At 47.4% G+C, this 13769-nt stretch carries 11 protein-coding genes; 6 read left to right on the forward strand and 5 right to left on the reverse strand.

Annotation, left to right across the window (positions count from 1 at the left end; translation table 11 throughout):
• Positions 1 to 49: 49 nt before the first annotated feature.
• Together VM802_RS15010 and VM802_RS15015 are read right to left on the reverse strand one after the other, a co-directional pair.
• Positions 50 to 2470, reverse strand: a complete 2421-nt coding sequence (locus VM802_RS15010; RefSeq protein ID WP_325531863.1) for an AsmA family protein — start codon at positions 2468 to 2470, stop codon at positions 50 to 52.
• A 72-nt stretch (positions 2471 to 2542) separates the two neighbouring features.
• Positions 2543 to 3082 (reverse strand): thioredoxin family protein, encoded by a 540-nt coding sequence (locus VM802_RS15015; protein ID WP_325531865.1) that lies wholly within the window; start codon positions 3080 to 3082, stop codon positions 2543 to 2545.
• Between the two features lie 123 nt (positions 3083 to 3205).
• Here VM802_RS15015 and VM802_RS15020 point away from each other — a divergent pair, with 123 nt between their 5' ends.
• On the forward strand, positions 3206 to 5434 hold the full coding sequence (locus VM802_RS15020) for a multicopper oxidase domain-containing protein (protein WP_325531867.1): 2229 nt from the start codon (positions 3206 to 3208) through the stop codon (positions 5432 to 5434).
• Positions 5435 to 5549: 115 nt separating this feature from the next.
• Here the strand turns inward: VM802_RS15020 and lepA are convergent, their stop codons facing one another.
• Positions 5550 to 7340, reverse strand: coding sequence for a translation elongation factor 4 (gene lepA, locus VM802_RS15025; protein ID WP_325531869.1), 1791 nt, complete (start codon positions 7338 to 7340; stop codon positions 5550 to 5552).
• Positions 7341 to 7538: 198 nt separating this feature from the next.
• Here lepA and VM802_RS15030 point away from each other — a divergent pair, with 198 nt between their 5' ends.
• From VM802_RS15030 to VM802_RS15040, 3 genes are all read left to right on the forward strand, one after another.
• Positions 7539 to 7796 (forward strand): acyl-CoA-binding protein, encoded by a 258-nt coding sequence (locus VM802_RS15030; RefSeq protein WP_325531871.1) that lies wholly within the window; start codon positions 7539 to 7541, stop codon positions 7794 to 7796.
• 228 nt (positions 7797 to 8024) lie between these two features.
• On the forward strand, positions 8025 to 9263 hold the full coding sequence (rocD, locus tag VM802_RS15035) for an ornithine--oxo-acid transaminase (RefSeq protein WP_325531873.1): 1239 nt from the start codon (positions 8025 to 8027) through the stop codon (positions 9261 to 9263).
• A 7-nt stretch (positions 9264 to 9270) separates the two neighbouring features.
• Positions 9271 to 9912, forward strand: coding sequence for a VIT1/CCC1 transporter family protein (locus VM802_RS15040; RefSeq protein WP_325531875.1), 642 nt, complete (start codon positions 9271 to 9273; stop codon positions 9910 to 9912).
• Here VM802_RS15040 and VM802_RS15045 read toward each other — a convergent pair.
• Together VM802_RS15045 and VM802_RS15050 are read right to left on the reverse strand one after the other, a co-directional pair.
• Positions 9909 to 10289, reverse strand: coding sequence for a hypothetical protein (locus VM802_RS15045; protein WP_325531877.1), 381 nt, complete (start codon positions 10287 to 10289; stop codon positions 9909 to 9911). The two genes, VM802_RS15040 and VM802_RS15045, sit on opposite strands and share 4 nt — an antisense overlap.
• A 180-nt stretch (positions 10290 to 10469) precedes the next feature.
• Complete coding sequence (locus VM802_RS15050) at positions 10470 to 12650, reverse strand: S9 family peptidase (RefSeq protein ID WP_325531879.1); 2181 nt, start codon at positions 12648 to 12650, stop codon at positions 10470 to 10472.
• A gap of 280 nt (positions 12651 to 12930) precedes the next feature.
• Here VM802_RS15050 and VM802_RS15055 point away from each other — a divergent pair, with 280 nt between their 5' ends.
• Positions 12931 to 13188 (forward strand): hypothetical protein, encoded by a 258-nt coding sequence (locus tag VM802_RS15055; protein ID WP_325531881.1) that lies wholly within the window; start codon positions 12931 to 12933, stop codon positions 13186 to 13188.
• Positions 13189 to 13278: 90 nt separating this feature from the next.
• Positions 13279 to 13769 (forward strand): trimeric intracellular cation channel family protein (locus VM802_RS15060; RefSeq protein ID WP_325531883.1); only part of this gene is annotated, 491 nt, incomplete at its 3' end.

Here is a 13769-nt window from a genome sequence, read left to right on the forward strand (position 1 = left end):
TTCTATTGTGAAATTCCGATAAAATAGTATCCATACACACAAATATAACCTAATCCCCTTTTCCTAGTTTGATCTTCACCTTTCCATCCTTCCCTGAAACAGCACGCAGATGCACGATAATGCCTTTCCTGCTGCGGCGGAACTTCTCCTGCTTGTCTGTGATTGCAGAATCTTTTGCAGGGTTGCGCAGGGGAATGTCCATATTGATATTGGTGCCGCCGCTGAGTCCATATACACCGTTCACATCGATATTCACGGCACTGGAAGCAATACGCATCGGTGGGATGTTGATCTTATCCCCCTGCACATGAAAGGTGCTGCTGAGGTTTTCAAAGGTGATGCTGTCCAGCCTTCGCTTGCGGAAAATAAAATTACCGATGTCTGCCAACGGTTCAAAGTCAAGCAATGCGCCATTTTTCAGGCTGAAGCCTATGTCGCCGAACAACGAGTGTTTGCGGATAGTACCGTCGTCCTGGATGATGCCGCGGATATTGGTTTTTGCGGAAATGATGCCTTTTAAGTTACGGCCTGTAAGGCCATCCATCCCGAAATTATCAAATGCATCAAATACTTGTGCAATGCGCATGTTGCTCACAACAGCATTCAGGTTAAAGGTATTATCATTCCCAACAGGATTCACACGTCCGCTCACTTCTGCCGATCCGCCTGCGTGCAGCATCGAAAGTTTGTTAAGTAACAAGTCAGTTGCGGTAAGCGACAGCCCCGCTTTCACCTGCTGTGCTGTAAAGTGACGGAACACTACTTTATCCAACAACACCTGCATCTGCACATTACAACCAGCCAGCACGTTTTCCAGCTGATGCGATACACGGCTCATCTTTGCCCGCTGTTTGGCTGCTGCTTGCTTGCCTTTCTTGCGCATCGACAAAAATGACCTGAACTCATTCAGATCCACCAACGGGCTCCGGATATTCCAGCTCAGCTCAATCTTGTCAGGCGCAGTAAAGTAAGAGTTCAGGATATTCTTCATCTTTCCATCCATCTGCAAGGAGCTTTTCTGAGACTGTATACGGATGTTTTCCAGTAACAGGTCCGGCCCTGTAAAACGTAACAGGGCGTTACAGTTGTGGAACGACAGATTACGGGGCAAATAGGTGAATGCGCCATTCTGCACCTGAACGGTTCCATACATTGCTGATGGCACGTTGTCATCTTTCAACACTGGCCCTTCGTAGTTCAGATCGGCAGCGGCAGTACCATCTTTGAACAGTAGCGGCATATCACCGGTCTGATCGTTGATGGCAGTTAAGGGGAAAGCTGAAGTAAAGTGACCCTGCAATACCGGACGCTTCAGGTTTACAACACGTATAGTATCTGCTTTTATAGGAACATCACCCAATGAAGCTTTCAGGCCAAACAGGTTGACCGATGAATTTTCATCTGTATGCCCATGACCTTGCAGCACCTGGTTATTGAACCTGCCGGCGAAGCTGCAATCAGACCACTCTCCTACGGCGCTCACCAATGTATTGTTCTCTGTTTTCCATCTCACCACCACATGCGGCGTATCCCTGAACTTCATATGTCCGTTTAGCTCAGCTTCTGCGTCCAGTGGCCCTTTCAGGGTGATAGTATTCAGTTTCGAAGAGATGTTGGGTGAAAGCCAGGAGGCAGCATCCTGCAGCAACACTTTGTTGGCATTGATCTTCAGCGTAAAAGCCGGCGGTTTCTCCGCGAAGGAGAACTGCCCTGCAATATCCACAGGCGTATTGTCAATCCTTATTGCCTGCCGGGGTATGTTGAGCAGCTTTGTGCTTTTGTTGAAAGTCAGTGCCAGGTCCAGCCCCAGTGTTTTATTCTTCAGGTAACTCCCTTTACTGGTATTGAATGCAAAATCTTTGGTGATGATCTGTGAACGTATTTTAAGATCGATCAGTGAATCGGTAGGCTGTATCCTGCCATCCAGCTGTTGTATGTCCAGCCGGAACATTTTTAATTTCTGCCGGTTGTCTATCACGAAAGTGATACGCTCCATAGACAGCCTGTTTATCTCTGCGTCTTTCGATGTACCCTTGCGATGCTTTGTCGAATCGCTGCGGAATATGCTGGTATTGGAATAGCCGGAGGTGTCGGTATACAGGTATATACTGCCGTTCTCCAGTGTGATCTCTTTCACATCGGTATGTTTGCGCAGCAGAGATAACGTGTTCACCCGTACGAAAATATAGCTGACATCAATTAGCGGGTGCTTATGTTGTGTCCAGAGACTGTCTTTCAGCACTACGCTGCGCAGCTCAATAGACATATTCGGAAAACTTCTGAACAGAGAGGGCTTCATATCGCCAATGGTCAGTTCACCATTCAGGTTGTCATTCACACGTGCCGTCAGCTGTTTCAGAAATAGTGCCTTGTTCGACTGGATGTACCACCCCATTCCCAGTAACAGAATAATGATAAGTCCAATTATACTTCCCGCTGTGATCAATGCAATTTTAAGCCACTTACGCATGCTTGAGGTTTTAATTCCTATAACATCAGGTCAGACAAACAGTTCAATCGTAATCAGCTTTTTAACTGCTGATTATATGCCGGTAAACCGTGTCCTTACAGCCTGCAATTCAGTTGCGTTCATGTGGGAAGTTTTCTTCAGTACACTGATAAAATAATCCACTTCTTCTTTCTTTGAAGGGCAGCCTACATTCTCCGGCTTCCCACCGTCTATAGAAGCACGGCTATCGGCCAGCAAAGTGCCGGAGGCATCAAACACAAGCCAATAGGGAATTCCGGACTGGCCGCCATGATATTGTTGTAACATGGCCTCTCCCCCGGGATTCTCCAGCGCCTTTTTATCCTTTGCCTCACTCACAGTAATATGGCAGATAACATAGTTATCATTAAAAGCCTTCCTGCAGGATACATCATTCATGGCGGTGTCCATTTTATGGCACCAACCGCACCAGGAGGCGTGGAAAATAAGAAACACTTTCTTCTTCGATTTCCCCGCCTGGGTACAGGCGTCCTTCAATACCTTTCCGGCGGAGGCAGGAGTCTGCTGCGCATTTGTGACAGCAAAAGAGAAAAGCATCACAGCGATGGATAATGACAATACGAATGGCTTCATATCAAAATGGTTTTAACAATGGTAAGGTTTATATATAATTGGCTATTATTTACATAATATGTCTTTTCCCGCACTTGGGCGCAGGTTTTGTGACAATCGGTAAAAACAATATTACCACTAAATATGTTAGTTCTCAAAGTAAATCCAACTGTGCGCTACCTCTTCACCTTTACCCTATTGCTGCTCCTGGCTGTTCAGGCCGGTGCACAGCACCAGCACCAGCATCAACAACCGCAAGTAAGCGGCCGCATAGTGACATATGATCTCTATATTGCCGACACTATTGTAAACTACACCGGTAAAAGAGTGCATGCGATGAGCATCAACGGGCAGATTCCCGGTCCGCTGCTGGCATTCACTGAGGGTGATACCGCCATAATACGGGTACACAACAAAATGATGCATGAAACTTCTCTCCACTGGCATGGCCTACTGCTGCCCAATATTATGGACGGCGTGCCGTATCTAACTACACAGGCTATACGCCCGCATACAACATTCACCTATAAGTTCCCGGTCATTCAATCCGGTACTTACTGGTACCATTCCCATACGATGCTACAGGAGCAGAGTGGCGTATATGGCTCTATCGCGATACAGCCCCGTGAGAAGAAATACAAGACAGACGATGATATTGTACTGCTGTTCTCCGACTGGACCAATGAGCATCCGCATGAGGTCATGAAAACACTGCGTCGTAAAGATGAGGCCAACGAATGGTACGCTATCAAAAAGAAATATCCGCAAAGCCTCGACAAGCTAATACAACATGGCGCCTGGAGTGAGCGTATAAAATATGCCTGGCAGCGTATGCCTCCAATGGATCTCAGTGATGTGTACTATGATGCGTTCCTCCTGAACGGGCAACGTTCCCTTGACCTTTCCGGGTATGCGCCAGGCAGCACTATACGCCTGCGTGTTATCAATGGTTCTTCTTCTTCCTATACCTACCTTCAATATGCGGGCGGCCCGCTGCGGATCATCGCTGCTGATGGTAAGGATGTACAACCGGTAAGTGTGAACCGCATCCTGATCGGTATTGCAGAAACGTACGATTTCCTGCTCACTATTCCTGAAAAAGGCGCCTGGGAGCTGCGTGCCACTGCGCAGGATGCAACCGGTTACGCGTCTGCATGGATCGGACACGGCGACAGCACCCACGCTGCCGGCATTCCCCGCCCTAACGTATGGCGCATGAGCGGTATGATGGGACTCACTGCTGTTAACATGCCTGATGCCATGAACATGGAAGGCCATGACATGAATATGCAAATGGATCACGGCAACATGAACAACATGAAGGATATGGACGATATGAAGGATATGGATCACAGTAAGATGAAATCCATGACAGCAGCAGATTCCAGTGTCTATGAGACATTCAGCTACCCGTTACTCAAATCAGCGGAACCAACGGTATTTCCAACGGATAAACCTATACGAAAAGAAACATTACGTCTTACGGGCAACATGTACCGCTATGTATGGAGCATCAATAACAAGACCTTATCCCAGGCTGATAAAATCCTGATTAAAAGGGGGGAAATTGTACAGTTCAAGCTGGTCAATGAAACCATGATGAACCACCCTATGCACCTGCACGGACATTTCTTCAGGGTACTGAATGGCAACGGCGATTACTCTCCGCTGAAGCACACACTGGACATACCTCCCATGAGTACTATCACCATTGAATTTGAGGCTACAGAAGATAAAGACTGGTTCTTCCACTGCCACGTGCTCTATCACATGATGACTGGTATGGCCAGGATCGTGGAATATGAAGGCAGCACACGGGATACAGCCCTGGATGATTTCCCCTTGAAGAAGATGTTGCGGGAAGATAAAGAATGGATCTTTTATGGCAGCATCGCCGCCAAAAGCCATATGGCTGAACTGAAGGCTAACTACTTTAACAGGAGCAATGCGTTTCGTCTTGAGGCAGACGCCAACTATAGCGGACAGTATGAGGCAGACGCCAGCTACGAACGTTATATCGGCGACTGGTTCCGTCCCTACATTGGTGTTACCAGCCTGCGACAGACCTATTATCAGGTATTCAGCGGTAAAGAAGTGTTCCGCCAGGAAGTAGATTTGGTACCCGTGGTGGGTATCCGTTATACATTGCCCTTCTTCATTGAATCAGACCTCCGCATCAATTCACAAGGCCGTGTGAGGTTCGGATTAGAGGGAGAACAATGGCTGCTTCCCCGGCTATTTTTCAATTGGAAAGCCAACACCGACTGGGAATATCACCTTGATCTGCAATACATGCTCACTAAGAAGTTCTCTTTGTCAGCAGGTTATGACTCCAGGTACAGATGGGGTGGCGGGTTGCTGTGGCGGTATTAACTGTGATGTTGATGATTGGGACGAAGACTATAAAAGAATAACCCGGCACGTATTAATGTGCCGGGTTATTCTTTTATTATATTAAGCGGAACTCAGTCAACAGGATTCAGCACCGTTAGTCGAGTTTCAGCACAGCCAGGAACGCTTCCTGCGGTACTTCTACGTTACCGATCTGGCGCATACGTTTCTTACCTTCCTTCTGTTTTTCGAGGAGCTTACGTTTACGGGAGATGTCACCGCCATAACATTTGGCCGTAACGTCTTTACGCATGGCGCTGATGCTTTCGCGGGCAACAATCTTGGCGCCTACTGCAGCCTGTATGGCAATGAGGAACTGTTGACGCGGGAGCAGCTCTTTCAGTTTCTCACAGAGTTTGCGGCCGAAGTCCTGCGCACGGGAACGGTGAATCAGGGCGCTTAAGGCATCCACTTTGTCACCATTCAGGAGGATGTCCATTTTTACGATATCGCTTTCGCGGAAGCCGATCGGCGTATAGTCGAATGAGGCGTAGCCGCGGGTCTGGCTCTTCAGTTTATCGTAGAAGTCGAACACGATCTCAGTGAGCGGCAGTTCAAACATCAGTTCTACCCTGGTAGTGGTGAGATAACTCTGGTTCAGGAGGATACCACGTTTGCCGAGGCAGAGCGTCATGATATTACCGATGTATTCCGGCTTGGTGATAATCTGCGCGCGGATGAACGGTTCTTCGATCTTCTCCATCTTGGTAGGATCAGGCATTTCGGTGGGATTGTTCACCAGAATGACCTTTTCCTTGGTGTCATATGCGATAAAGCCTACGTTGGGAACGGTTGTGATAACGGTCTGGTTGAATTCTCTTTCCAAACGTTCCTGGATGATCTCCATGTGCAGCATACCAAGGAAGCCGCAGCGGAAGCCAAATCCCAGCGCCTGTGAGGTTTCCAGCTCATAGGTGAGGGATGCGTCGTTCAGCTGGAGTTTGTCCATGCAATCGCGTAGCTCTTCGAAGTCTTCTGTTACTACCGGGAAGATACCGGCAAATACCATTGGTTTTACTTCCTGGAAGCCTTTGATACCCTCTTTGGAAGGATTGTTGGCGAGGGTGATGGTATCACCCACTTTCACTTCTTTCGCGTTTTTGATACCAGTGATGATGTATCCTACGTCGCCGGTATTTACTTCATTGCGGGGATCGAGGCCCAGCTTGAGGATACCTACTTCGTCTGCTTCATATTCTTCCCCGGTGTTGAAAAAGCGGATCTTGTCGCCTTTCTTGATGGAACCGTTGAAGATGCGGAAGTAAGCGATGATACCTCTGAAAGAGTTGAATACGCTGTCGAATATGAGCGCCTGCAGCGGAGCTTCAGGGTCGCCTTTCGGAGCGGGTATGCGTGCTACGATAGCTTCGAGAATCTCTTCAACACCAATACCTGTTTTACCGGAAGCGAGCAGGATTTCTTCTTCCTTCACGCCTATCAGTTCAATGATCTGGTCCTTTACTTCTTCGATCATGGCGCCAGGCATATCAATCTTATTGATAACGGGGATGATCTCGAGGTCATTTTCCAGTGCGAGGTACAGGTTGGAAATGGTCTGCGCCTGGATGCCCTGTGCGGCATCTACCAGCAGCAGTGCACCTTCACAGGCTGCCAGCGCACGTGATACTTCGTAGGAGAAGTCAACGTGGCCGGGAGTATCGATCAGGTTAAAAACATATTTCTGGCCGTCTTTGGCGAGATAGTTCATCTGGATGGCGTGGCTCTTGATCGTGATACCTTTCTCTCTTTCAAGGTCCATATCGTCCAACACCTGCGCCTGCATGTCGCGGTCAGAAATAGTCTTGGTCTGCTCCAGCAGGCGATCCGCCAGGGTACTCTTCCCGTGGTCAATATGGGCAATGATACAAAAATTGCGAATATTCTTCATATGTTAATTTACTGGCAATGAGCGTCAATCGCAGCCCATCGCACCTTTTCCAGCCTGCAAAGGTATTAAAATTAGTTTATTATTGTTTAGGGATGTTAATAAAAATACCTGCTTTGAAGGGAATAGTCGCCAGCTTCATTTTTGACAGATTAAATTTAAATCCTCATCTTAGTAAAAGAACAATTTAAATTTAGCAATATGGAATTAACAGCCCAATTCGAAAAAGCCGTAGCAGACAGCAAAACACTATCTGAGAAACCCTCCAACGAAATACTTCTGCAGTTGTATTCCTTGTTTAAACAAGGTACCGAAGGTGATGTAAATACGGAGCCTCCCGCCAACCCATTCGATTTTGTGAACAAAGCAAAATATGAAGCCTGGACTTCCCTGAAAGGTAAAAGCAAAGAAGCAGCCATGCAGGAATACATTGATCTCGTTAGCAGACTTAAATCGTGATTCTATTATGACTTTTTTTGATTGTCCTGATGGGAAGGAGTTGATAATGAAGCGTTAACGGCCTTAAGGTGGACTTGATACGGAGTTGACATGGACTTGATCACGATAATATATTGGGCCGTCATCGCCATCATCATATCCTCTCTGCTCTTTAAATTAATCATTTACACCCCTTCAGGATAATCACAAAAATCAGTGAAATCACAGTATTTACAGTAATTTCGTGTTATGATACCAGCATATACAATTAGTGAAAGAACCCAACATTACCTGGCACTGGAAGAACAGTACGGAGCTCATAACTATCATCCGTTACCAGTAGTGCTGGAGCGTGGTGAAGGGGTATTTTTATGGGATGTGGACGGAAAGCGTTATTACGATTTTCTGTCCGGTTATTCTGCCGTAAACCAGGGCCATTGTCATCCCCGGATCATTGCCTCTCTGATAGAGCAGGCACAGAAATTAACTTTAACCTCGCGCGCATTCCATAGTGACTTACTGGGTGAATATGCGCAATATATGAACCGCTACTTCGGGTACGATAAAGTATTACCCATGAATACCGGCGTAGAAGCAGTGGAAACAGCGTTGAAACTCTGCCGTCACTGGGCCTATATGGTGAAAGGCATTCCCGAGAACAAAGCGAAGATCATTGTATGCGGGAACAACTTCCATGGACGCACCCTGAATGTTATTTCGTTCAGTACCGATCCTACTGCGCGCAATAACTTCGGGCCCTTTATGCCGGGTTACGAGATCATTCCTTACAACAGCCTGCCCGCACTGGAACAGGCGTTGCAAGACAAAAACGTGGCTGGTTTCCTGGTAGAACCGATTCAGGGTGAGGCTGGCGTAATGGTACCTGATGAAGGTTTCCTTGCCAAAGCACACGCTTACTGCCAGGATGCCAACGTACTGTTCATGGCGGATGAAATACAGACCGGCCTGGCCCGCACCGGCAAAATGCTGGCTTGTGATCATGAGAACATCCGTCCGGATATTCTCATACTTGGTAAGGCCCTCTCCGGCGGCACCCTACCTGTAAGCGCCGTGCTGGCAGACGATGAAATCATGCTTACCGTTAAACCCGGCGAGCATGGCTCCACCTATGGCGGCAACCCGCTTGCCTGCAAAGTGGCGATGACTGCGCTGGATGTGCTGAAGGATGAAAACATGGCCGCTAATGCAACTGCAATGGGTGAACTCCTCCGCAACGGGCTGAGAGACCTTCATTCACCTTTCATCACCACCGTCCGTGGTAAAGGACTGCTAAATGCCATCGTTATTCAACATGCAGATCCGGAAGCCGCGTGGGACCTCTGCCTTACTTTAAAGGAAAACGGCCTGCTCGCTAAGCCAACACACGGCGACAAGATCCGCTTTGCGCCGCCGCTTACCATCACCGCCGCACAGGTGGCCGACTGTGTACAGATTATCAAAAAGAGCATGGATAAAGCCTTCAGCTGACAGCAGTATGAATACATCAAATAAAGCCATCCGCAGTTCCGGATGGAAGACAGATTACCTGATCGGATTCCCTGACGGGTTATTCCTGCTGTTCTTCGCTACCCAGGTTATACAGGGCTTCCCTATAGAAGTACAAACCTTCTATACCATCAACCTGTGCATATGCATCATGGGAGCCATACTTGTCATGTTTAGTGCATACCAGGCCAATAAAGGTGATACACAACACGACAGTCCGCTCCTCTCTGATGAAGAACGTACCAAGCTGCAACGCCTGGATATTAATGAAAATACGATCTCACTGATTGCTGATGAGATGGTGAAGGATGCTGCGTTATGGGAAAATACCCTGCAACAGGAACAGGTGAAAGAAACGACGTTTAGCCCTCTGCGCGCTACACGCAGTGCCTTGTTTACCGGCTTCTTCTTTTTATTGGGAGGAACTTTATCTTTTGGCCCCTATCTCTCTAACGAGAACTTCACGGCGGCCTCTCAAACTAGTACGATGCTGGTTTTTCTGGGATTAACCATCTTCAGTTTTACAAAGGCCAGGATCACCAACCAGCGCCCTTTACCGGTAATACTCCGTTACTGGTTAATGGGCGCCGGTATTTTTGGTGGCGCCTGGCTGCTGCATAAAATATTTTAAGGACGGGTGCGCGTAAACAGGACGCAGCCAAATGCGATTGCCGCAGCTGCCAGTGAAAGGTACAGGGCAACACCCGTTTGCGGGCACTCTCCCATCTCACAACGACTAAACAATACCATATTCCTGAACGTCCACGCCAGCAGAAATCCGGCTACAAACAGGTTGACACGTGCCACAGGGCGTTTCTTCACAAAGAATATAATAATTGCCACAACAGCCAGCACAATACTGAGCTTGCCCGGTTCGCCATAGTTGGAACCGGTGGTGTTCACGCCCGTAAATATGAGGTGCCTGCTTTCAATCGTTGCCCATGGCAGGAATGCGCACACTATCACTGTCAGCGATGCTATAATCCCAATAATACCCGTCTTTGACATGTCTGTTTTTTGATTTTTCTATTTCTTTATTTTCTTATTTATGATTTGGGGATTATTTGATTTTGGAATTTTTAAATACATCAAAGATGCTTCGCTGCATTTAAAAATTCCAAAATCAAATAATCCCCAAATCGGACATCAAATATCCAAATAAAAAAATAAGAAAATAAAAAAATATCTCTACTTCGCTCCCGGCTCACAATGCGTGCGCAGGTAGTTGGTATACAGGGTAGACAGGTGCTCGTAGGTACCAGCACCTTCTGATATACCGTGTGTACGGTTGGGATATGACATGAACTGGAACTGTTTGTTATAGCGGATCAGTTCATTGAGCAGCATTTCTGCATTCTGATAGTGCACGTTGTCATCTCCGGTGCCGTGAATATACAGCAGGTTTCCTTTGAGATTACGGGCATAGGTGACGGGAGAACCCTTTACAAAATCTTCCCTGTTCTCTTCCGGTAAGCCCATATAGCGCTCCTGATAGATGTTATCATAAGTCAGCTGATTGCCTACGGCTGCAATAGCGATCCCTGTTTTGTAAATATCCGGATACTGGAACAGGAGGTTAAGCGTCATAGAACCGCCGCCGCTCCAGCCCCATACGGCGGTACGTGCAGGATCGATGAAAGCATATTTCTTCATCAATGCCTGTGCAGCCATCGCCTGGTCGCGTGCATTGATAATGCCCACCTTGCGGTAGATGCTCTTGCGCCAGTAACGGCCTTTGGGCAGCGGTGTGCCGCGGTTGTCCATAGATACATAGATGTAGCCGTCGGCAGACATGTCGCCGTTATACAGGAAGTTACGTCCTGCACCGATTACATCGAGTGTGGTAGCGCCTGCGGGCTCACCGTATACATAGAATACCACCGGATATTTCTTAGCAGGATTGAAGTTATTGGGCTTTGTCATCCATCCGTTGATGGTGATACCATCCACCGTCGTCACTTCAAAATACTCTACGTGATTACGATTGACAGCTGATTTCTTCAGTGCGTTCACTACCGCGTTGGTACTGCTGGTATGTGCAGGCAGGTCCAGATTTTCTTTCACCGGGTAAGTGAAGGAGTTGCTGAACTCATGTATAGCCCAGGGACCGTAGGGCGACATTTTATACTCATGTGAACCCTGCTGGTCTGCAGGGGTAACGCGTACAGCTTTACCACCGGCCAGCGGCACTTTATAAAGATATTGCTGTGTAGGATTTTCGGGGGATGCAATGAAGTAGATAAGATTATTAGGTTCATCTATCTTCACAATACTGATCACATCATAATCACCGGGAGTCAGCAGCGTAGCTTTACCGCCTTCGGATGAAATGTTGTACAGATGGCGCCATCCGTCCTGCTCACTTACCCAGATGAATGCTTTACCGTTGCGGATGAAATCCCAACCTGCGATGTTGTCGTCATCCCAGCGTGATTTTACATCGATCCATGCACTGTCGGTTTCTGTGTAAAGTCCGCGTACCTGGCCGTTGGAAGCATTGCACACCATGATCTTACTTTCATTCTGCTTACGATTCAGTTGCTGGATGATCAGTTCATTTTTTCCGGGCATCCACTCCATGCGGGGGATATAGTGCTGCTGGTCGTCGCCGGGAACCTGCATCCAGGTTGTTTTAGCAGTCTTTATATCGGCAACGCCTATACGACAGGCGGAAGGACTTTCTCCGGCCACCGGATATTCTACAGGGACAGTAAATGAATAGATAGAATCAGTGTTGTTGATCATGAGGAAGTCTCTGATCTTGGTTGCATCGATCTGCCAGTAGGCGATGCTGTTACCGTCGGGACTCCAGCGGAAGCCGTCACGGCAGCCGAACTCTTCTTCATAGGCCCAGTCGAACGTGCCATTGATAAAGCGTCTGGTGCCATCGGTAGTAATAGCTGTAATGGCGCCGTTGCTGAGATCTTCCACATATATATTATGACCGCTCACGTAAGCCGCTTTGGAACCATCAGGAGATAACTTGGCGAACATCAGTGAAGAAGCGGGCTTGTTTTTGCCCAGTTGCTGGAGCTTTCCGCTGGCGAGATCAAGTACCCAGTAGTCGCCGCGTGTTTCATAGCGCCATACTTTTTTCGAATTGGTGTAGATGAGGAGTTTTTTTTCATCGGCGGAAAAGTGGAAGTCCTTTACCGGTAGCGGGCGGGATTGCCCTGCAGGAGTGAGTTTTTCAACCGGCACTATTATTGTTGATGATGCACCAGACAGTGGGTCGGCGATGATGCCTGTCTGGTCTGCCTTGTAAATGGACCGGCCGTCGCGGCTCCACCTGATTCCTTTTCCTGGTTGCGCCAGCAAGGTATTGCAACTGATTACAACGAGGATAATTAATAATTTGATCTTATTCATTGCTTCAAAATAGTGAATCACAATGGTAGACAATTTTTAAAATAAAAAAAATGAAGCAGGGGAAAGCGCAGATTAATGATGATGAAAGGTTAACTTCTGAAGATAGAACATTTTTCATTTTTTGTTTAGAGATGTGGATAAAATTATGCATTAATTAAAAAATATTCCTTCCAATTTTCCTATTTTTATGGGATCATTTAACAATTAGATAATGATAATCAACTGTTTAATCGGCAACTTTTAATTAACAAAAAGCTATCCTGTAGAAAAACCATTAGTTATGATACATGTCACCTTATCTTACAAGAATCAGGAATTTATTCACTTTGAAGATACCCTGCTGGCACAGATTGCAGAGAATACCAAACGACTGTTATACGCCCTGTTAGAAGATATTTACGACTTGTTGGCCCTGGAGAAAGGACATTTCCGCATCAATCTTGATCATCAGCCCAAAATAGAAGTGGAAGGATTCAGCACGGATCTGCGTAACCAGATAGAACGCACCCTGCGCGGTGAATATGACTACGACTATTGATGCATAAGCCCACGGCAATCCGGTAACTGTACACACGTTGTAATTCCCTTTTCCTGATTATCTTTATCGCGAATTTTTCAAAGAAGGGGGATGCAATTAACCTTTGTACACGGATTAGAATTACTGGGAACTTTTGCTTTTGCCATTTCAGGCGCAACGGCAGCTATCAATAAATCATACGACGTAATTGGCCTGCTGGCGCTGGCTTTCATCACGGCCATCGGGGGCGGTACTGTACGCGATCTGCTGCTCGGCGCCACCCCCGTAGCCTGGATGACGGACGAGCTGAGTAATACGGCGATTATTGTTGCCGCCATCATTGCTTCGTTATTCTTTTCCTACGTAAAAAGACTGAACCGCTGGCTCAATATTTTCGACGCCATCGGGTTGGGACTGTTTACTATTACCGGTATCAACAAGGGGCTGGCTGCTGGTCTCCCCGCTCCTATCTGCATTGCCCTCGGCGCCATCACCGGCGCCTTTGGTGGTCTGATGCGCGATGTGATCACGGGCGAACATCCTGTTCTTTTCACCCGCGAAATTTATGCGATGGCCTCTATATGCGGCGGTATCGTTTACCT

The organism is Chitinophaga sp. (assembly GCF_035538455.1).
GTDB lineage: Bacteria > Bacteroidota > Bacteroidia > Chitinophagales > Chitinophagaceae > Chitinophaga.

Coding starts and splice junctions, on each gene's coding strand:
- VM802_RS15045 (WP_325531877.1), bottom strand. CDS start 10,289: ATGTCAAAGACGGGTATTATTGGGATTATAGCATCGCTGACAGTGATA.
- VM802_RS15030 (WP_325531871.1), top strand. CDS start 7,539: ATGGAATTAACAGCCCAATTCGAAAAAGCCGTAGCAGACAGCAAAACA.
- VM802_RS15015 (WP_325531865.1), bottom strand. CDS start 3,082: ATGAAGCCATTCGTATTGTCATTATCCATCGCTGTGATGCTTTTCTCT.
- VM802_RS15055 (WP_325531881.1), top strand. CDS start 12,931: ATGATACATGTCACCTTATCTTACAAGAATCAGGAATTTATTCACTTT.
- VM802_RS15010 (WP_325531863.1), bottom strand. CDS start 2,470: ATGCGTAAGTGGCTTAAAATTGCATTGATCACAGCGGGAAGTATAATT.
- VM802_RS15040 (WP_325531875.1), top strand. CDS start 9,271: ATGAATACATCAAATAAAGCCATCCGCAGTTCCGGATGGAAGACAGAT.
- VM802_RS15050 (WP_325531879.1), bottom strand. CDS start 12,650: ATGAATAAGATCAAATTATTAATTATCCTCGTTGTAATCAGTTGCAAT.
- lepA (WP_325531869.1), bottom strand. CDS start 7,340: ATGAAGAATATTCGCAATTTTTGTATCATTGCCCATATTGACCACGGG.
- rocD (WP_325531873.1), top strand. CDS start 8,025: ATGATACCAGCATATACAATTAGTGAAAGAACCCAACATTACCTGGCA.
- VM802_RS15020 (WP_325531867.1), top strand. CDS start 3,206: ATGTTAGTTCTCAAAGTAAATCCAACTGTGCGCTACCTCTTCACCTTT.